The 18,342-nt window shown below is 71.9% G+C and carries 17 protein-coding genes and 1 riboswitch; of the genes, 6 read left to right on the top strand and 11 right to left on the bottom strand.

Features of this window, described 5'->3' with window-relative positions; all coding sequences use genetic code 11:
* Positions 1-101: 101 nt before the first annotated feature.
* From ACWD4P_RS02165 to ACWD4P_RS02155, 3 genes are all read right to left on the bottom strand, one after another.
* Positions 102-302, bottom strand: a complete 201-nt coding sequence (locus ACWD4P_RS02165) for a hypothetical protein (protein ID WP_359823873.1) — start codon at positions 300-302, stop codon at positions 102-104.
* A 282-nt stretch (positions 303-584) separates the two neighbouring features.
* The gene (locus ACWD4P_RS02160; RefSeq protein WP_449778256.1) at positions 585-1,940 is read right to left on the bottom strand and encodes a transglycosylase family protein; all 1,356 of its coding nucleotides are present in this window, start codon (positions 1,938-1,940) and stop codon (positions 585-587) included.
* Positions 1,927-2,097, bottom strand: a riboswitch (cyclic di-AMP (ydaO/yuaA leader). It overlaps the preceding gene by 14 nt.
* 460 nt (positions 2,098-2,557) lie before the next feature.
* Positions 2,558-3,517: a hypothetical protein gene (locus ACWD4P_RS02155; protein ID WP_359823878.1), complete on the bottom strand. Its 960-nt coding sequence runs from the start codon at positions 3,515-3,517 to the stop codon at positions 2,558-2,560.
* Positions 3,518-4,075: 558 nt separating this feature from the next.
* On the opposite strand from ACWD4P_RS02155, the gene ACWD4P_RS02150 reads away from it, so the two are divergent.
* Entirely contained in the window at positions 4,076-4,339 is a 264-nt protein-coding gene (locus ACWD4P_RS02150; RefSeq protein WP_359823879.1) for a DUF397 domain-containing protein, read from the top strand.
* 368 nt (positions 4,340-4,707) lie between these two features.
* Here the strand turns inward: ACWD4P_RS02150 and ACWD4P_RS02145 are convergent, their stop codons facing one another.
* Positions 4,708-5,283, bottom strand: coding sequence for an ATP-binding protein (locus tag ACWD4P_RS02145; protein ID WP_359823881.1), 576 nt, complete (start codon positions 5,281-5,283; stop codon positions 4,708-4,710).
* Positions 5,284-5,701: 418 nt separating this feature from the next.
* Here ACWD4P_RS02145 and ACWD4P_RS02140 point away from each other — a divergent pair, with 418 nt between their 5' ends.
* Positions 5,702-6,568 (top strand): helix-turn-helix domain-containing protein, encoded by an 867-nt coding sequence (locus tag ACWD4P_RS02140; RefSeq protein WP_350524265.1) that lies wholly within the window; start codon positions 5,702-5,704, stop codon positions 6,566-6,568.
* A gap of 79 nt (positions 6,569-6,647) precedes the next feature.
* Here the strand turns inward: ACWD4P_RS02140 and ACWD4P_RS02135 are convergent, their stop codons facing one another.
* Together ACWD4P_RS02135 and ACWD4P_RS02130 are read right to left on the bottom strand one after the other, a co-directional pair.
* Positions 6,648-7,253, bottom strand: coding sequence for a TetR/AcrR family transcriptional regulator (locus ACWD4P_RS02135; protein ID WP_359823884.1), 606 nt, complete (start codon positions 7,251-7,253; stop codon positions 6,648-6,650).
* Between the two features lie 228 nt (positions 7,254-7,481).
* Entirely contained in the window at positions 7,482-8,996 is a 1,515-nt protein-coding gene (locus ACWD4P_RS02130) for an MFS transporter (protein WP_449778255.1), read from the bottom strand.
* 87 nt (positions 8,997-9,083) lie between these two features.
* On the opposite strand from ACWD4P_RS02130, the gene ACWD4P_RS02125 reads away from it, so the two are divergent.
* Complete coding sequence (locus tag ACWD4P_RS02125) at positions 9,084-9,533, top strand: MarR family winged helix-turn-helix transcriptional regulator (RefSeq protein ID WP_359823889.1); 450 nt, start codon at positions 9,084-9,086, stop codon at positions 9,531-9,533.
* Between the two features lie 22 nt (positions 9,534-9,555).
* On the opposite strand, the gene ACWD4P_RS02120 is transcribed toward ACWD4P_RS02125, so the two are convergent.
* The 5 genes from ACWD4P_RS02120 to ACWD4P_RS02100 all read right to left on the bottom strand — a co-directional run bounded on the left by ACWD4P_RS02120 (position 9,556) and on the right by ACWD4P_RS02100 (position 14,291).
* Positions 9,556-10,503: a M56 family metallopeptidase gene (locus tag ACWD4P_RS02120; protein WP_359823892.1), complete on the bottom strand. Its 948-nt coding sequence runs from the start codon at positions 10,501-10,503 to the stop codon at positions 9,556-9,558.
* A 188-nt stretch (positions 10,504-10,691) separates the two neighbouring features.
* The gene (locus ACWD4P_RS02115; RefSeq protein WP_449778254.1) at positions 10,692-11,243 is read right to left on the bottom strand and encodes a DUF5134 domain-containing protein; all 552 of its coding nucleotides are present in this window, start codon (positions 11,241-11,243) and stop codon (positions 10,692-10,694) included.
* 368 nt (positions 11,244-11,611) lie between these two features.
* The gene (locus tag ACWD4P_RS02110) at positions 11,612-12,370 is read right to left on the bottom strand and encodes an amino acid ABC transporter ATP-binding protein (RefSeq protein ID WP_449778253.1); all 759 of its coding nucleotides are present in this window, start codon (positions 12,368-12,370) and stop codon (positions 11,612-11,614) included.
* Positions 12,367-13,263, bottom strand: a complete 897-nt coding sequence (locus ACWD4P_RS02105) for an amino acid ABC transporter permease (protein WP_449778359.1) — start codon at positions 13,261-13,263, stop codon at positions 12,367-12,369. Before ACWD4P_RS02105 ends, ACWD4P_RS02110 begins: the two co-directional genes overlap by 4 nt.
* Positions 13,264-13,403: 140 nt before the next feature.
* Positions 13,404-14,291 (bottom strand): ABC transporter substrate-binding protein, encoded by an 888-nt coding sequence (locus ACWD4P_RS02100; protein WP_359823899.1) that lies wholly within the window; start codon positions 14,289-14,291, stop codon positions 13,404-13,406.
* A gap of 536 nt (positions 14,292-14,827) precedes the next feature.
* On the opposite strand from ACWD4P_RS02100, the gene ACWD4P_RS02095 reads away from it, so the two are divergent.
* Genes ACWD4P_RS02095 through ACWD4P_RS02085 form a run of 3 tightly spaced genes read left to right on the top strand, consistent with a single transcriptional unit; the run spans position 14,828 to position 18,056 of the window.
* Positions 14,828-16,228 (top strand): DUF6421 family protein, encoded by a 1,401-nt coding sequence (locus ACWD4P_RS02095; RefSeq protein WP_359823902.1) that lies wholly within the window; start codon positions 14,828-14,830, stop codon positions 16,226-16,228.
* The gene (locus ACWD4P_RS02090) at positions 16,225-16,983 is read left to right on the top strand and encodes an SDR family NAD(P)-dependent oxidoreductase (RefSeq protein WP_359823904.1); all 759 of its coding nucleotides are present in this window, start codon (positions 16,225-16,227) and stop codon (positions 16,981-16,983) included. The genes ACWD4P_RS02095 and ACWD4P_RS02090 overlap by 4 nt, the downstream gene beginning before the upstream one ends.
* Positions 16,980-18,056, top strand: coding sequence for a threonine aldolase family protein (locus ACWD4P_RS02085; RefSeq protein ID WP_449778358.1), 1,077 nt, complete (start codon positions 16,980-16,982; stop codon positions 18,054-18,056). The genes ACWD4P_RS02090 and ACWD4P_RS02085 overlap by 4 nt, the downstream gene beginning before the upstream one ends.
* The last annotated feature ends 286 nt before the right edge of the window (positions 18,057-18,342 follow it).

Raw genomic sequence — 18,342 nt, 5'->3', positions numbered from 1 at the left:
CCGGAGGGCGATCGCTCTCCGGGGCCCGTCGGCGTGCGCGGGGTCGGCCGTCGTGGTGCGCGCGACGGCCTTCGGGGCCGGCGGGGGCTTCCGTCGGGCGGTCAGCCCTCCTGGGTGGTCGGGCGGTCGACGGTCAGTCGGTGTCCGTCGGCCGCCTCGCCGGTGCGGGTCTCGGTGCGACGGCCGCGCGCCAGGTAGTCGCGCAGGACCAGTTCGACGGCGTCCTGGGGGCTCTTGGTGCCGGAGAGCATCATCGCGTCGATCGCGAGGTTCGCGTCGAGCGTGACGGTGACCTGGGCCATGTGACTCCTCCTCGGGTGCAGAGCAGCAGCATGCCCGCTGGGGCGGGGATCCACCACGGGACAGGGCGGAACCGCCGGAGGAGAGCCCGGAACCGTCGGCGGGAACGCCGGAACCCCCGGGGAGAGCGACCAGACTCTCCCCGGGGGTGGCGGATGGTCAGCGTGGGGATGACGGCCGACGGCCGACGGCTGACAGCTGACAGATGATGAAATCTGTCAGCTGTTATCCGTCAGCCGTCATTCGTCATTCGTCGTCCGAACGCCGTCGTCCGTGCGCCGTCCTCAGACCCGGCCGGCGAAGTCCGGGGCCCAGTTGGCGATGCTCTGCTCGCGGACGCCCGAGCTCGGGTTGGCGGCCTCGACGTACTTGCCGTTGCCGACGTAGATCGCGACGTGGTAGACGCCGGAGTCCTTGCCGTTGTTGGACCAGAACAGCAGGTCGCCCGGCTGGAGGCTGTCCAGCGAGACGTGGGTGCTGGCCGCGGCCTGGTCGGCGGCGACGCGCGGGACGGAGATGCCCGCGGCGCGCAGCGCGGCCTGGGTCAGGCCGGAGCAGTCCCAGCCGCCGTTGCCGGTGCCGCCGTAGACGTACGCCTGACCGACCTTCGACTCGGCGAAGGAGACCGCGGCGGCCATGCTGCCGGTGGCAGCCGGAGCCTGGGTCTGGGTCTGGGTCTGCGGAGCGGGCTTGGCGGCCGGCTTGGCGGCCGGGGCCTGGGCCTGCGCGGTCGGCTGGGCGTTCACGGCACCGCCGTTCGCGGACTGACCGGACTTCTGCGAGCGGTCGAACCAGGTGAAGTCCGAGCCGGACTTGCCGGTGGAGGACGGGGCGGCCTGGGCCTGGCCGTTGCCGCCGAAGGACAGCTGCTGGCCCGGGTAGATGGTGTCCGGGCCCTCGGTCAGGGTGCCGCGGTTGAGCTCGTAGAGCCGCTGCCAGCCGCCCTGCACCTGGTGCTGGTCGGCGATGGCGGACAGCCAGTCGCCCTGGACCACGGTGTAGTCGGCGCCCTGGGCCTGCTGCGGGCCCTTCTTGACCCAGTCGCTCCGGTTGCCCGTGGCGGCGTTGCCCGTGGCGGCCTGCGCGCCGTCCTGGGCGGGCGCGGCGGGCTTCGCGGCGGGGGCCTGGGGCTGCGCCGGCTTGGCGGCGGGCTTCGCCGCCGGAGCCGCCGGGGCGGCCGGCTTGGCGCTCTGCGCGGGCTTGGTGGCGGTCGAGCCCGCCGAGGTGTCGACGGAGGCGGCGGCGCCTCCCTTGGTGAGGCCGGCCTGGACCGAGCACACCGGCCAGGCGCCGGGGCCCTGCGAGGCGAGGACCTTCTCGGCGACGGAGATCTGCTGGTCCTTGGTGGCCAGGTCGGCGCGCGCCGCGAAGGCGGTGCCGCCGAAGGCGGACCAGGTGCTGGAGGTGAACTGGAGCCCGCCGTAGAAGCCGTTGCCGGTGTTGATGGCCCAGTTGCCGCCGCTCTCGCACTGGGCGACCTTGTCCCAGGTGGCGACGGAGGCGGCCGAGGCGGTGCCCGACGTGAGGCAGGGGACGGTGAGGCCGACGCCCGCGACGCCGAGGGCGGCGATCACGCGGCGGGTGCGGCTGGACAGGCGAGTGCCGTTGGTGGGCAGCATGAAGACGCGGTCCTCTCCCACGCCTGCGAGGTGAGCTGTCGGATTCGGGCTGGAGTTGCCCGGCCGCGCTGTGGGCGCGGCTTCACCCCTAGCCCTGGACCGTTCCGAAGACCGGTCCGGGGCGACTTACCTGTGGGTCCCCCGCTCCTGCCGTGGTGCGTTTTCGCGTTTCCAGGACATCCGACGGCAGGACTCGGCGTTGCGGATGAACCGGGTTCGTGTGGTCACGAACGGGGAGCACGTTAATCAGACTCAAGTTCAAACTGCAAACCACTGTGATGTGCATCACGGTTTAGTGGGAACTGCCAAAATCGCCGTCCATCAAGATCGAAAATGATCGTTTTCAAGCAATGTCATTGCGGAAGTCAACAACTGGCTGTGCCTCAGGAGCGGCGTGACGATGTGTCGAATCGTGGAGTCGCGCACGCCGGGAGGTGGGGGAGCGGTCGCGATCCGCGCGCTCGGATCCGCGCTCCCTTTTTCCTTTCAAATGGCTCCAGAAAGGCCAGAACGGACATTTCGCTTCGACGGCTCCGCGACTTCCGCACTTGACGGGACGTGCGGGAGGGCAAGCCGAAGGGCCCGGAACGGAAGCCGTTCCGGGCCCTTCGGTGCGCGCGGGCGGCGCGCGGTGTCGACTACTGCCCGAGGGGGCCCTCGGCGGCCGCGTGGGCGCCGCGAGCGCCCTCCGGGGCCCCCTCGGCCCCGGAGGCGGCCGCTGCCTCCGCCTCGGCCCGCGCCAGGTCCTCCGGGGACGGCGCGGGCAGGGCGGCCAGGTAGGTGGAGGCGATCAGCTGGCCGACCGACGGGTACGCGCCCAGCGGCGCGGCCGACGGGCAGCCGGTCTCCTCGGCCGCGGTGGCGAGCAGCTCGGAGTCCGCCTCCGGACCGATCACCAGCGGGGCCAGCGCCGGGCGCTGCGAGCCGGTCTCCTTGAGGTGGTTGACGGCCGCGGCCACCGAGCCGGGCACGTCGAGCGCGGCGGCGACGACCGGTACGGCCAGCCGCGCGGCCAGCAGCACGCCGGTGATGCCGGCCGCGGCGGCCGCGTCCTCGCCGCCGACGGTGGTCAGCACCACGCCGTCCGCGGCGGTCGCGATGGCGAACAGCCGGGCGCGGTCGGCCCGGGCCAGCCCGGCCTCGGACAGGCGGACGTGCACGGCCTCGGCCAGCAGCGGGTGCGGGCCCAGCGGGTCGGTGACGGGCGCGCCGTACTCGGCGGCGAGCGCGTGAAGCTCGGTCAGGAAGGTGTGCGGACCGGGCACCAGCGGCACCAGGACGGGCGTCGGAAGCCCCGCCTCGGCGGCCATGGCCAGCAGCTCGGCGACGGTGCGGTCCTCGCCGTCCACGCCCTCGGGGCCGTTGCCGGGGAGGTAGCCGACCGCGGTCCGGACGCCGTTCTGCTCGGTGCGGACGATCGAGAGCAACTCCTCGACGACCGAGCGGGACTCGGGCCCGGCGGTCGCGGGCACGGCGAGCACCAGGGCCGGGGCGCCGGCCGGGATCTCGGGGCGCTCGGGACGACGGTGGCGCCCCCGCGCACGGGAGCCTGGAGTGCGGACGGGCAGTGGCGCGCCCGGGATGGCTGCGGTGCTCATGCCGGAGATCGTAGGACATCGGCCCGTCCGGCTTGCAGTCGGCTGCCGTACGGGTTTCGCGCGGTCATGGTGCGGAGCCGGTGCGTCTGCGGCACGGCTCCGGGCGCTTTGCCTACAATCCGGACATTCTTCGCCCAACCTCCGTGCGATCACCGGCGCTTGCCCGGACGTCGTCGGAGGGGGCGGGCGTTGCATCCGGGGCGCGTGAGATGTCTCACAGCATGAGGTCGGCCTGACGGAGGGTCACAGGCGTGCGACTCCCGGCATTCGAAGATCAACATTCAGCGGGGAGATGCTCACGGCCGGTTATCGCGGGCTCGACGATTCATCGGCTATGTCCGTTTACGTACCGTCAGGAGAAGGGCCCGTGAAGAGTTCGCGGCTGAGGGTAAAAGGCCTCGTGCACCTGCAATGTCCCGTGCTGATGCACGTGCACTGCGGCTATCATCGCGTCAAGTGAGGCGTTGTGCCGGACCGGTACGGGGCCGGTCCGTTCGTTTCGGCGGCGCCGGGGGCGCCGCGCAGGACGACAACTCCGGAGCTCTTCGGGAGATTTATATGCACGACTCGCAGGACAAGCACGGCTCGTACGAGACCTACAACGGGATGGCCGCCACCGACCTCCAGGGGGTGGTCTGGCAGAAGAGCCTGCACAGCAACTCCCAGGGCAACTGCGTCGAGTTCGCGGCCCTGCCGGGCGGCGACGTGGCGATGCGCAACTCGCGGTTCCCGGACGGTCCCGCGCTGATCTACACCCGGGCCGAGATCGCCGCCCTGCTGCTGGGGGCGAAGGACGGGGAGTTCGACCACCTGGCGGTCTGACCGACCGTCGTGCTCCACCATCGGGGGGCCGTCGTGGGTGCCGACACCACGACGGCCTTTGTCTTTGCCTCCTCCGGGTGCCGCTCCCCGGAGCCTCTCCTCGGATCCGCCGGCCGCCCGGCGGTCCGGAGCCGTCCGTGACGGCATCCGTGGCGAGGTCCGCGGCGACGTCCGCAGTGACATCCGTGACGAGGTCCGCGGCGACGTCCGAAGTGATGTCAGCGGCGACCTCCGCGCTGTCATGGCGACGGAAGGGCCCGGGGTGTGGTCCTCCCGGGGTTCCTCCCGGCCGGCCGCACGCCGGCCGGCGCGGAGCCCGCCCCGAGCGGCTCCCTCCGAACGGTCGGTCCTGGGACCGGGGCCCCGTCCTAGGCCGAGCGCCGATGCCGTCCGCCGGCGTCGAGGGGGCCGTCGAGCGGTGAGCGCCCGCTGAGCACGGGGTGTCCGTCCAGCGGGGAGCCGCCGACCGACTCGGCCTCGAACATCGCCCACACCACCTTGCCGCTGCCCAGCGGGTGCCAGCCCCAGGAGCGGCTGAACGACTCCACCAGGTGCAGTCCACGGCCGGATTCGGCGACGAAGTCGGCCTCCCGGGCGACCGGCCCGATGCTGCTCGGATCGCTCACCGCGCAGACCACCTGGGGTGCGCGGTGCACCAGGCTTATTCGGATCGGCAGCCGGCCGTCCGCGGTCGGCTGTGTGGGAAAGTCGTACTCGCCCTGGGCGCCGCCCGACGGGTCGGGCCGTGCGCCGATCGCATGCCGGAGCGCGTTGGTCACGAGTTCCGAGGCCACCAGCGCGACGTCGTCGAACAGCTCGGTCAGGCCCCAGCGCTGAAGCGTGGTCCGGGCGAAGTCACGCGCGGTTCTGACGGCTTCGAAGCGAGGAGCGAGCGTACAGGTGACCACATGGGGGTCAACCGCCAAAGCCGTACCGGTGCTCATGAAGAGCTCCTCCCATAAGGGGGCGGACACGGCTGGACCCGCCGGGGTCATGCCGGTCACCTCCGACTCGCTCGGCCGCTCGGCCGCCCCCTCGACCAGGCGCGCGCGCACTCGAACGCCCGATGACGCGGGGGATGCCGTCGGGTCGGTGCACGGAGTCGCGCGTGGGGTCGACGCGGAGCCCGCGGGATTGCCAGGGATGTGCAGGTGCACGTGCACCATGGTGGTGTGCGCTCACTGCAGATGCAAGAGTCGATTCACGTGCAGTCGCACTATTGGCATATGCAAGCGCCGGATGCACGTGCATCCTGGTGTGCGGAGCGCGGAACTGATAGGAACATCCGTCAGTATCGGCACCGTGAGCGCTCAACTGATGGCAGACTGTGCGCTGTTTGCCCTAGGTGGAGGTTTCGACCGCATGACCACAGTTCAGCCGGGCGGCGGCTCGATGGTCCGCCGGATCCTCCTCGGCTCGCAGCTGCGACGCCTTCGCGAGGCGCGCGGCATCACCCGCGAGGACGCGGGCTACGCGATCCGGGCCTCCGAGTCCAAGATCAGCCGCATGGAACTCGGCCGCGTCAGCTTCAAGGAGCGCGACGTCGCCGACCTGCTCAGCCTGTACGGCGTGGACGACGGCATCGAGCGGGAGGCCCTGCTCGGCCTCGTCCGCGAGGCCAACAAGTCCGGCTGGTGGCACAGCTTCAACGACGTGCTGCCGGGATGGTTCCAGACCTACGTCGGTCTGGAGGAGGCCGCCCAGCTGATCCGCACCTACGAGGTGCAGTTCATCCCCGGACTGCTCCAGTCCGAGGAGTACGCACGGGCGGTTTTCGGCCAGAGTCGGCCGGTCATCAGCGAGGAGGAGGTCGAGCGACGGGTCAGCCTCCGGCTGCGCCGTCAGAAGTTGCTGACCGAGGGCGCCAGCCCGCGGCTGTGGGCGGTCATCGACGAGGCGGCGCTGCGCCGGCCGGTCGGCGGGCCCAAGGTGATGCGCGGCCAGGTGCAGTACCTGATCGACGTCGCCGAGCAGGCCAACGTGGTGATCCAGGTCATGCCGTTCCGGTTCGGCGCGCACGCGGGCGAGTCCGGGGCGTTCACGATCCTGCGCTTCCCGGAGCAGGACCTCGCGGACGTGGTCTACCTGGAGCAGCTCACCAGTGCGCTCTACCTGGACAAGCGGGACGACGTCGACGCCTACATCCAGGTCATGGAGCGGCTCTGCGTGGACAGTCTCACGCCGGAGCGCACGATAGACCTGCTCGCCTCGATCCTGAAGGAACGCTGAGTCGCTGCCGTCCGGGGCCTGTGAGATCCCTCCCTCACCAGGCCCCCCGGCAGTCGGACACCGGGCCGCCCACCCGCCGTCAGCCGCGGGCCGGCGGCCGTTCGCGTTCCGGCGGGGCCGGCTGCGGCGGGTCGCCCAGCTCCCAGGCCAGGTCGTAGCGGCGGAAGAGGTCGGCCCGGATCGGCGCCAGCGGAAGTTCGGCGCCCGGCAGCAGCACTCCGATGCAACCGCCCATCAGCGCGCTGCGCAGCACCGCGTGCTCGGCGGCGGGGTCGGGCGCGCCCCAGTCCCGCAGTAGTCCCTGGAGGAGGGCGCCGAGCTGTTGCTGCTCCGGGTCCTGGACGAAGGCGCCGTTGTCCGGGTCGAGGATCAGCGCGAGGTGCGAGCGCATCACCCGGGGGTGGTCCATCGCGAGCCCGAGCACGACGTCGATCGCCCGGGCCAGCCGGGCGTCGGGGGAGGCGCCGGGGGCCAGTTCCGCCAGTGAGCAGGCCAGGGACTGGTGCATCATCCGGTGCGTCGCGGACTGCATCAGCAGCCGTTTGCCGTCGAAGTAGTACGAGAGCAGCCCGCGGGCGAGCCCGGCGCGCTCGGCGATGTCCGTCAGCGTGGTGCCCGCGTACCCGCGCTGGTCAACGAGTTCGACGGTGGCCCGCATGATGCGCCTGCGGGAGCGTTGCCGCATCTCCTCATTGACCGAATCCCCGCGAGGTGCCATCGTGTCTGCTCCGAACGTTCGTTGGCTCCGAGCCAATATACTTGCGGAGCCGACCGCCGCTCCGGGGGATCCGTGCCCCGACGGGCACTGCCCGGGCGGCCACCACGAAGACGGCCGGCTCCACCAACACGGGGGTTTGGTGGAGCCGGCGCCATGGCCCGAGGCCCGCAGGCCGCTGCGGGCCGGGCATGAAGGTCAGTGCTCGGTCAGGACTTCGGCCCGGGTCGCGGTCGATCCGACTGTCGCGTAATCATAATCCGGTACCGACGCGGGAGTTGACGTGCGGCGCCGGTCCACCAGGGCGCCCACCGTCGCGACCACCAGGCCGACCAGGGCGACCGCCGTGACGAACAGCAGCGCCGGCCGGTAGCCGTCCAGCTGGGCCTGCGGGCTGTCGCCGCCCGCGCTGCCGGCGGTGATCATCGCGGTCGCCCCGGCCAGCACCACCGCGGTGCCGACCTGGATGGCGGTGTTCACCAGGCCCGAGGCCAGGCCCTGCTCCTCGTCGGCCACGCCGTCGGTCGCGGCGATGTTCACCGACGGGAAGGCGAACGCGAAGCCCACCCCGAGCAGCAGCATCGAGGGCAGCACCAGGCCCGGGTACGAGCTGTGCTCGTCCAGCCGCAGGAACAGCGCGAACGCGGCGACCAGCGAGAACAGGCCGATCGGCAGCAGCCGCCCGGTGCCGAAGCGGTCCACGATCGGACCCATGAACGGCGCCGAGAGCGCGATGAAGGCCCCGGCGGGGAGCAGCCCGAGGGCCATCTCCAGGGCCGACCAGCCGAGCAGCTGCTGGAGGTAGAGGGTGACCACGAACTGGAACCCGCCGTACGCGCCCGTCATCGCGAAGGCGACCACGTTGGCCCGGGCCACCGAGCCGTTGCGGAAGATGCCGAGCCGGACCAGCGGGTGCGCGGCGCGGCTCTCCACCCGCAGGAAGGCGGCGGCCAGCGCGGCGACCACGACCAGCGAGCCGAGGGTGCGCGGGCTCAGCCAGCCGGCGCCCTGGGCCTCGGTGACGGTGAAGACCAGCAGCAGGACGGTCGCGGTGCCGGTGATCGCCCCCAGTGCGTCGTAGCCGCCCTTGGCCCGCTCCTCGACCGGCCGGGGGAGCAGCCGGACGGCGAAGACCAGGGCGAGCAGTGCCACCGGGACGGGCATCAGGAAGGTCCAGCGCCAGCCGACCGAGGTGAGCAGCCCGCTGAGCACCAGGCCGAGCGAGAAGCCGCTGGCGCCGCAGGTGGTGTAGATCGACAGGGCGCGGTTGCGGGCCGGGCCCTCCGCGAAGGTCGTGGTGATGATCGACAGGCCGGCCGGCGCGGTGAAGGCCGCGCTGACGCCCTTGAGGAAGCGGGCCGCGATCAGCAGGCCGCCGTCGTCGACCAGGCCGCCGAGCAGTGACGCGGCGGCGAAGACGCCCAGGGCGACGAGGAACACCCGGCGGCGGCCGAGCAGGTCGGCGGCGCGCCCGCCGAGCAGCAGCAGGCCGCCGTAGCCGAGCACGTAGCCGGAGACCACCCACTGCAGGGTCGAGGTGGACAGGTGCAGGTCGGAGCCGATGGACGGAAGGGCGACTCCCACCATGGAGACGTCCAGGGCGTCCAGGAACATGGCGGCGCAGAGCACGATCAGGGTGCCCCAGAGGCGGGGAGTCCAGTGCGGCCCGCTGGTTGACGGAGCATCGGGCGGTGAGGTGGTCGCGGTGGTCATGGGGAGGACAGTACATGCATGTGCATTCAATGCAAATGAATTAGATGTGAACACAATAATTGCCGGTGCACGTGCTAGGGTGGCGGCGTGGCTGAACTCGACTCCCCGGCGGAGGCCGGTCTCGTATCGCAGTGGCGCGAGCTGTTGGCCCGGCACGCCGCCACGGCGTGCCTGCTCGACCGCGAGCTGGGCGAGCGGTACGGGCTGGGCATGAGTGAGTTCGAGGTGCTGGAGCGCCTCGTCGAGGCGTGCGGCGGCGGGATCGCGGTGCGGGTGAGCGAGCTGGCCCACACCGTCCATCTGAGTCAGAGCGCGCTCTCCCGGCTGATCGCCCGCTTGGAGAAGGCCGGGCTGGTCGTCCGGGCGATGTGCGAGAGCGACCGGCGGGGCGTCCAGCTCACCCTCACCGAGGCCGGCCGGGACCGCTACGAACAGGCCCGGCCGCTCCACCGTCAGGTGCTGGAGCTGACCCTCGGGGACGGGGCCGGTGCGGGCTGTGGCGCCGGGGAGACGGGAACTGACCAGCCGTCAAGTTAAGGCCAGCGGTTCGGGGTTGACCTCAGAGCAGTGAGTGCAGTCCCGGCGCGGCGGCCAGCAGGACGACCACGGCGGGCACGGCGAGCGCCGCGACGGTGAGCCGGAGCCGGTGCGGGACGGAGAGCCGCGGCCGGCCTGCGAGCAGGCGGTCGACGCGCTTGGGGGACTGGGCCAGGCCTGGCGGACACGATCCGAACACCCCGCGGTCCAGGTTGAGTTCGGCCAGCGCGAGGGCGGTGGTGTGCCGGCCGTGCCGGCGGGCGGCCCGGTCGTCGGCGGCCAGCTCGACCAGCTCGGAGACTTGGTCCCGGAAGGTGCTGAACACGCCGACCCCGGGGAAACCGGAGGCGAGCGCCTGGGCGAACTGCTGGAGCCAGTGGTGCCGGGCCCGGACGTGGCCGCGCTCATGGCTCAGCACGGCGGCCAGCTCCCGGTCGGTCAGCTGTCGGAGGGCGCCGGTGGTGACCACCAGCCGGGAGTCCGGACCGGGCAGCGACCACGCCTCCGGGCGGACGTTCTCCAGGACCACCAGCCGCTCCCGGCGGCTCCGGGCGGTCTCGATGGAGTCCGGCAACTCCGGTGCGCGGGTCGCCAGTTGGGCGTGCCGACGGTTGCGCAGGGCCTTGGCCGTACGGACCTCCCGGGTGAGCGCCAGCACCGTCTGCACCCCGCCCGCGGCCAGCACCGCGGCGCACAGCCGGCCCCAGCCCTCGGCCTCCTGGAGGCCGTAGGCCGCCTCCACGCCGTGCGGCGCGCCAGAGAAGACCAGCACGCGCAGCTCCGGCAGGGCGGCGGAGGCCGCCAGCAGGAGGCCCAGCGCGCAGCACAGCAGTACCGCCACCACCAGGCACTGCCACACCAGCAGCGCCAGCACGGGTTCGCGCTCCGCCCAACGGGCCCGGGCCAGTAGCCGGGGCGCGAGGGTCGACAGCAGCAGGCCGAGCAGCAGCAGGCCGATCAGGGCAGGCATCGATGGGCTCCCCGAGTACGCACGGAACGCGACAACGCGCTCCCCGCCAACCTATGCGCTGGCGACGTCCGGTGGAACGGCTTTCGACCGGCCAGTGACCAACGCCACGCCCGGACGGGGGGCTTGGGGCGCCGGGCGGGTGGGCCGCGAGGCCGGCGCATCCGCCCGGTCGGCGCACGGCCGGGCCGTCACATGGTCAGGAGCATGGCGAACATGCCGATCCCCATGGTGAGCCGGCAGGCCTGCGGCAGGCCGGCGGTGCCGACCGCGAGGGTGCCCGCCGGAGTGCGAAGTAGTCGGCTGCCGGTCCAGAGGGTGTAGCCGCCGAAGTAGAGGAGGAGCGCCCCGGTCAGGACCGGAAGGCCGGTGGCGGCCGGATGGTGCCCGTGGCCGGAGGCGGTCGCCATCGCGAGGGCCATGTACGTCATGGCGAGCGCGCCGACCGCGTGGTGCAGCCGGTGCGCGCGACCGGCCGGCGCGTGGACGGCGGCGAGCAGGAAGGCGGTGGCGGGGAGGCCGAAGAGCGCGGCCCAGACGGTGGCGGGGACGGTGGCGCCGGTGACGGCCATGGCGGCCATGCCGAGCCCCATCAGGGCCTCGGCCGCGTCGGACTCACGGGCGAGCGGCGGGTGTGCGGCGACCGGGCCGCAGGGGGAGTGGCGCAGCCGGGCCAGGCAGGAGGTGCCGGCGCCGGCGGCGAGGAGGGCGAGGAGCCAGTTGACCAGGGCGGGTCCGTGCAACGGCGGCCTCCCGGGGCGGTGGGCGCCGGGGGCGGCGAACAGATGTGGACGGACAGCGGTCAGCGAACAGATGATGAAATCTGTCGGCTGTCATCTGTTCGCGGTCCGTTGTCGCCTGTTCGCCGCCCCCGGGCGCGGCGACGGACGTCCGGTCCACGATCACCGCAGCCGGCCGGGAGCGGCCAGGGCGCGTACGGGGGCGCACAGTGGTGCCCGTCGTAGCGAAGCCATGGCCGCACGCCTGCCCTACGCCTGCCTCCGTCCCCAGCCGCAGGCCCGACCCGCTCAGAGCCGGCCGAGCCGGGCCCGCTCGGCCCGACCCGCTCAGCGGGCCCGAGCCGACGGGGGCCGCTCAGCCCTGGAGCCGCTCAGCCCTGGAGCCGCCCCGAGGCGACCACCCGGCTGAGGAACTGCCGGGTCCGCTCCTCCTGCGGATCCCCCAACACCTGCTCCGGCGGCCCCTGTTCGAGCACCACCCCGTTGTCCAGGAAGCAGACCCGGTCGGCGACCTCGCGGGCGAAGCCCATCTCGTGGGTGGAGAGGACCATCGTCATCCCCTGCTCCTTGAGGTCCCGCACCACCGACAGCACCTCGCCGACCAGCACCGGGTCGAGCGCCGCGGTGATCTCGTCCAGGAGCAGCAGCCGGGGCCCGGTGGCCAGCGCGCGCACGATGGCGACCCGCTGCTGCTGCCCGCCGGAGAGCCGGTCCGGGTACTCCTTCGCCTTGGCCGCCAACCCGAGCCGGTCGAGCAGTTCCAGCGCCCGGCCCTCCGCCTCGGCCCGGGCCACCCGGTGCACCCGGCGCGGCGCGAGCGTGATGTTCTCCAGCACCGTCAGATGCGGGAACAGGTTGTACGACTGGAACACCACGCCGATCCGGCGCCGCACGGCGTCCTCGTCCGCGCGCGGATCGGTGATCTCCTCACCGTCCAGGAAGATCGCCCCGTCGTCGATCCCTTCCAGCAGGTTGACGCAGCGCATCAGCGTGGACTTGCCGGAGCCGGACGCGCCGATCAGCGCCGTCACCGAGTGCTCGGCCACGGCGAGGTCCACGTCGCGCAGCACCACCTGGTCGCCGAAGGACTTGCGCACCGACTCCAGCCGGAGCACCTCGTTCGCCGTCACACCGCACCTCCCTGCAGCTGGCGGCGGTTCATCCGGGCGGTCAGCCAGTCGGCGAACCGGGTCAGCGGAATGGTCAGCACGATGAACACCAGCCCCGCCACCAGGTACGGCGTGAAGTTGAAGGAACGGGCCGCGATGATCTTCGCCGCGTACACCGCGTCGATCGCGCCGCCGATCGAGACCAGCCCGGTGTCCTTCTGGAGGCTCACCAGGTTGTTGAGCAGCGGCGGCACCACCCGGCGGACGGCCTGCGGCAGCACCACGTAGCGCATCGCCTGCGCGTTGGTCAGCCCCAGCGACCTGGCCGCCGCCCGCTGGCTCGGGTGAACCGACTCGATGCCGGAGCGGAACACCTCCGACACGTACGCCGAGTAGGTCAGCACCAGCGCGGCCCCGCCCAGCAGCAGCGGATCCGTGGTCACTCCGGTCAGCCGCAGCGCCGGGACCCCGGTGATCATCACCAGCAGGCAGATGATCATCGGCAGCCCGAGGAAGAAGTCCACGTACGCGGTGGCCAGCAGCCGCACGGGCAGGAAGACCGGCCCGCGCAGCGTCCGCAGCACCGCCAGCAGCAGCCCGAACACCAGGATCAGGGCGCCGCAGCCGAGCATCAGCTCCAGGTTCAGCCGCAGCCCCTTCAGCACCTCGGGCAGCGCCTGGCGGGCGTAGTCGAGGTTGAAGAAGGTCCGCCGGGTCACCTCCCAGCCGGGGGAGTTGACGACCAGCAGGTAGAGCACGACGGCTGTCACCAGGGTCGACGCGGAGGCGATCAGCGCCGAGCGGCGGGCCCGGGCGCGCCGGTACGCCTCGTGCGCCAGCCGCCGTTCGGACGGGCGGTAGCCGTCCTCCGCCGCCGGCGCCCCGGCCGGCGATCCACTCGCCGTTCCGGCCACCGCGCCTTCCACCGCCCCTTCCGCCGTTCCGGCCACCGTTCCGGCCGCCGTTCCGGTGCGCGCCGCCGGCGCCTTGGCGAGCCCCGTGGGAACCGAGCCGTCCGAGGCCTCACCGCTCAGCCCGGGGCCCAGATCAGCGCTCACTTCAGCACCGGTGCCGAGACGGCGTCGGAGAGCCACTGCTTCTCCAGCTTCGCCAGCGTGCCGTCGGCGCGCAGCGCGTCGACGGCCTGGGAGACGCAGCCGGTCAGCTTGGAGCCCTTGTCCAGCACCAGGCCGAACTGCTCGGCCTTGGCCGTCACCTCGAACTGGCCGACCACCTGGGCCTCCGGCACCTCGGCGCCGGTGATGTAGAAGGCCGTCGGCAGGTCCACCACCAGGGCCTCGATCTGGCCGTTCTTCAGAGCGGCCTTGGCTAGGTCGTTGGAGTCGAAGACGGCCGGCTGGGTGGTCGGCTTGATGGTGTCGGTGATGGTGTCCAGGCTCGTGGTGCCGACCTGGGCGCCGAGCTTGGCGCCCTTGAGGTCGGCGATGCTCTTGGCGCTCGCCGCCTTGGAGTTCTTCAGCGCGATGACGGTCTGGCGCACGTCGTAGTAGCCGGAGGAGAAGTCCACCGCCTGCCGGCGCTCGTCGCTGACGGACACCTGGTTGATGTCGAAGTCGAAGTCCTTGGCGCCCGGGGCGGTCGCCTTGTTGAACGGCGCCACCACCCAGCTGACCTTCTCCTTCGGGTAGCCGAGCTTCTCGGCGACCGCGTAGGCCACGGCGGACTCGAAGCCCTTGCCGTTCTCCGGCTTGTCCTCGGAGAACCACGGGTCGTACGCGGGCTTGTCGGTGCCGACGGTCAGCGTTCCGGCGGTGCGGGTGGCCAGCGCCCCCGGCGCGCAGCCCGCCGCGGTCCCGGCCGCGCCCGGGGTGCCGGAGGCGGTGTCGGACTTCGAATCCTGCGGCGCGCAGGCGGTCAGCACGGCCGCGGCGGCGACCAGCGCGGCGAGGGGCAGTGCGGCGGACGGCTTGCGGAGGGTCATGACGGGGCTCCAGGGAAAGGACCGGCGGAACGGGGGGACGAGGAATGGCACGGGAGGGCGCGACGGGCGGCCCGCATCCCGGCGGGTCACTTCCCCCCGGTGGCGGCGCCGGAACACACGCGGCATGGTCGGCGTACGGGCCCGCGTCCGCGGCGCCCTCCGGGCCGGACCGGTGGCAGCCGGGTCGGCGGCGGACCGGTCAACAGCAGCGGCGACAGCGGCAGCAATGGCCGCGCGCGCGACAGCGACAGCGACGGCAGACGTGCCGACGGGAGGGCGCCCGGAACGGGCTGTCGTGGCGTTCGGCCACCGTGATCACCGCCGGGAGCATGCGGGGAGGTTCGCATCAGAACGGCGCATCTGTCCAGATCATCCAGATCACAGTCCACATGCCGGACAACCCGCCTCCCGCCGAAGGTTTCGGCGCCGGAGCGGCGGCGCGCCGGAACTTTGTCGGTATCGACCCCCTTGAACGGGAGAACCTTTCGTACTTATGGTGTCCTCGTTGAAATAACTCCTGTCGAAGTGAGTCCACGATGCAGAATCTTTCGCCAAGGCTCGCTGTGGCGGCCGACGCCCCGGTCTCGACCCTCGCCGGCCACCCGGCCTGGCTGCGCCTGAAGGAGGCCGTCGAGACGCTGCGCCCGCTCCAGTCGAAGGACGGCTCGATCGACCTGGCCGCCGTCCAGCGGCACACGGTCGACCCGCTGGTCGCCACCGTCCGCGCCGCCGTCGAGGAGCTCGCCCCGAACTTCCCGCACGACGCCGCCTACCTCGCCGCCGTCGACGCGGACCTCGCCAAGTGGGCCGACACCGGCTACCGGGAGCCCGACTTCCTGGACTCGCTGCTGGCCTTCCAGCCCGCCGCGCAGCGCGAGGACGGCCTGGAGCACCTCGTCGTCTTCCCGATGTACACCCAGAACGGCAACCCGGACCGCAACCTGGAAGCCGTCCTGCTGAGCGTCGTGTGGCCCGACTGGCTGGCCGAGCTGGAGCGGACCCGCTTCGACAACCCGATGTTCGTGCCGATCACCTTCACGGACTTCACCGCCGGCTACGACACCAACTCCGCCGTGCTCTTCCCGGAGACGGTCGCCGTCCGCAAGGCGCCGGAACGTTTCACCTGGGGCGGCATCTTCTGCGACCGCGAGGCCGCGCGCTTCCGCGCCGTCTCCACCAGCGCCGTCCAGCAGCTCGGCCTGGAGATCCCGGCCGACGCCGAGGGCCTGCTCCAGGACCAGCAGCGCGCGCAGGAGACCTTCGTCCTGTGGGACCTCATCCACGACCGCACCCACAGCCACGGCGACCTGCCGTTCGACCCCTTCATGATCAAGCAGCGCAGCCCGTTCTGGATGTACGGCCTGGAGGAGCTCCGCTGCGACCTCACCACCTTCAAGGAGGCGGTGCAGCTGGAGACCGAGGGCAACCCGCACGCCCGCGACGTCCAGTACGCGGTCCTCTTCGACCGCCTGTTCCGCTTCCCGGTCTCCGGTGACCGGGTGCGCAACTACGACGGCATGGGCGGCCAGCTGCTCTTCGCCTACCTGCACAAGAACGGCGCGCTGCAGTGGCGCGACAACCGCCTCAGCATCGACTGGGAGCTCGCCCCGCAGGTCACCAACGCGCTCTGCGGCGAGATCGAGACCCTGTACCGCGACGGCATCGACCGGCCCAAGTCGGCCCACTGGATCGCCGCCTACGAGCTGGTCTCCCGCTACCTCACCCCGCACCCGGCCTCCACCTGGGCGAAGGGCCCCGAGGCGCTGCCGCTCGACATCACCGACGGCAAGGCCCTCAACAAGGCCCTGTGCGACGCCGTGGTCCCGGACGAGTTCCCGCTGAGCATGTTCTACGAAGCCCTCAACAAGAAGCTGAGCGGCGTCATCGCCGCCACCGCCGGCATCACCGGCACCGGTATCCAGGGAGCCGCCGCGTGACCACCTCCACCAACGCCCCGCTGGCCGGCAAGGTCATCGCCGTCGCCGGTGCCAGCGGCCCGGCCGGACGCGCCGTGCTGCGCCGCCTCACCGCCGACGGTGCCACCGTGATCGGTGCCGACATCGACCCGCAGCGCCTGGAGTCCGCCCTGGACGCCACCCGGGTGGCCGTCCGCGGAGCCAAGGTCAGCGGCCAGGTGATCGACCTGCTCGACCCCCAGGAGGTCCACGACTGGGCCGACCACCTGGAGTCCGAGCACGGTCACGTCGACGGCCTGTTCCACCTGGTCGGCGGCTGGCGCGGCAGCAAGACCTTCTTCGACACCCGGCTGGACGACTGGGACTTCCTGCACGACACCGTCGTGCGCACCCTCCAGCACACCTCGCTGGCCTTCCAGCCCGCGCTGGTCCGCAGCACCGCCGGCCGCTACGCGATGATCTCCGCCGCGGCCGCGCACAAGCCCACCGCCGGCGGCGCCGCCTACGCGGCCGCCAAGGCCGCCACCGAGGCGTGGACCCTCGCCATGGCCGACTCCTTCAAGAAGGAGACCACCGCCCCCGACGGCGAGCCCACCGCGGCGGCTGCGATCCTGGTCATCAAGGCGCTGGTCAGCCCCGAAATGCGGGCCGAGAAGCCGGAGGCGAAGTTCGCCGGTTTCACCGACACCGCCGACCTCGCCGGACACCTGGCGGGCCTCTGGGACCGCCCCGCAGCAGAACTGAACGGACAGCACCTGTGGCTGACAGCCCGATGACCGACCTCACCCGTACGGACGCGGTACGGCGGCACGACCCCGCCGTCCGCGGCTTCGCCAGCGACAACTACGCCGGCGTGCACCCGGAGGTCCTCGCCGCGGTGGCCCTCGCCAACGGCGGTCACCAGATCGCCTACGGCGAGGACGACTACACGGCCCACCTCCAGGACGTCTTCCGCCGCCACTTCGGCGAGAAGGCCGAGGCCTACCCCGTCTTCAACGGCACCGGCGCCAACGTGGTCGCCCTCCAGTCGCTGCTCCCGCGCTGGGGCGCGGTGGTCTGCGCCGAGTCGGCCCACATCCACGTGGACGAGGGCGGCGCCCCGGAGAAGATGGGCGGCATCAAGCTGCTCACCGTCCCCACCCCGGACGGCAAGCTCACCCCCGAGCTGCTCGACCAGCAGGCCTGGGGCTTCGGTGACGAGCACCGCGCGCAGCCGCTCGCGGTCTCCATCACCCAGAGCACCGAGCTCGGCACGCTCTACACCGTCGACGAGATCCGCGCGATCACCGAGCACGCCCACCAGCTGGGCATGCTCGTCCACGTTGACGGCTCCCGCCTGGCCAACGCCGCCGCCTCGCTCGGCCAGCCGCTGCGGGCCTTCACCACCGACGTGGGCGTCGACGTGCTCTCCTTCGGCGGGACGAAGAACGGCCTGCTGTTCGGCGAGGTCGTGGTGGTGCTCAACCCGGAGCGGGTGCGCAACATCAGGTACCTGCGCAAGACCTCGATGCAGCTCGCCTCGAAGATGCGCTTCGTCTCGGTCCAGTTCGAGGCGCTGCTCTCCGGCGACCTCTACCTGCGCAACGCCGGCCACGCCAACGCGATGGCCAGCCGCCTGGAGGCCGCGGTCCGGGAGATCGACGGCGTCGAGGTGGTCCGCCCGGTCCAGGCGAACGCGGTGTTCGCGATCCTCCCGCGTGAGGTGAGCGAGCGGCTGCAGAAGCGCTACCGCTTCTACTTCTGGAACGAGCACACCGGCGAGGTCCGCTGGATGTGCGCCTTCGACACCACGGAGGCGGACATCGACACCTTCGCGGCGGCCATCGCCGAGGAGATGGGCCGCGCCTGACGGCGCTCGGACACCGGATCGTCCCGTCCCGCGACAGCGGGGCGGGACGATTTGCATGTGGCGGGCCGGTCCCCGTACAGTTCCGGAGTCGCCGCGGGAGACCGGGGCGGCAAAGCGGAAAGCGAATCCGATGAATGAAACTCCGGAAAACGGGGCGGAAAACGTCTGATAAGCTGGAAACACGAAAGAACGAAGCCCGGAGGGTCCGCTGGAAGGCGGTCCGAAGGAAGCGTCCGTTCCTTGAGAACTCAACAGCGTGCCAAAAGTCAACGCCAGATATGTTGAC

This window comes from Kitasatospora sp. NPDC002543, assembly GCF_053594915.1.
The sequence above is the reverse complement of the archived record's forward strand: the minus strand, read 5'-3'. Positions and strand labels throughout refer to the sequence as shown.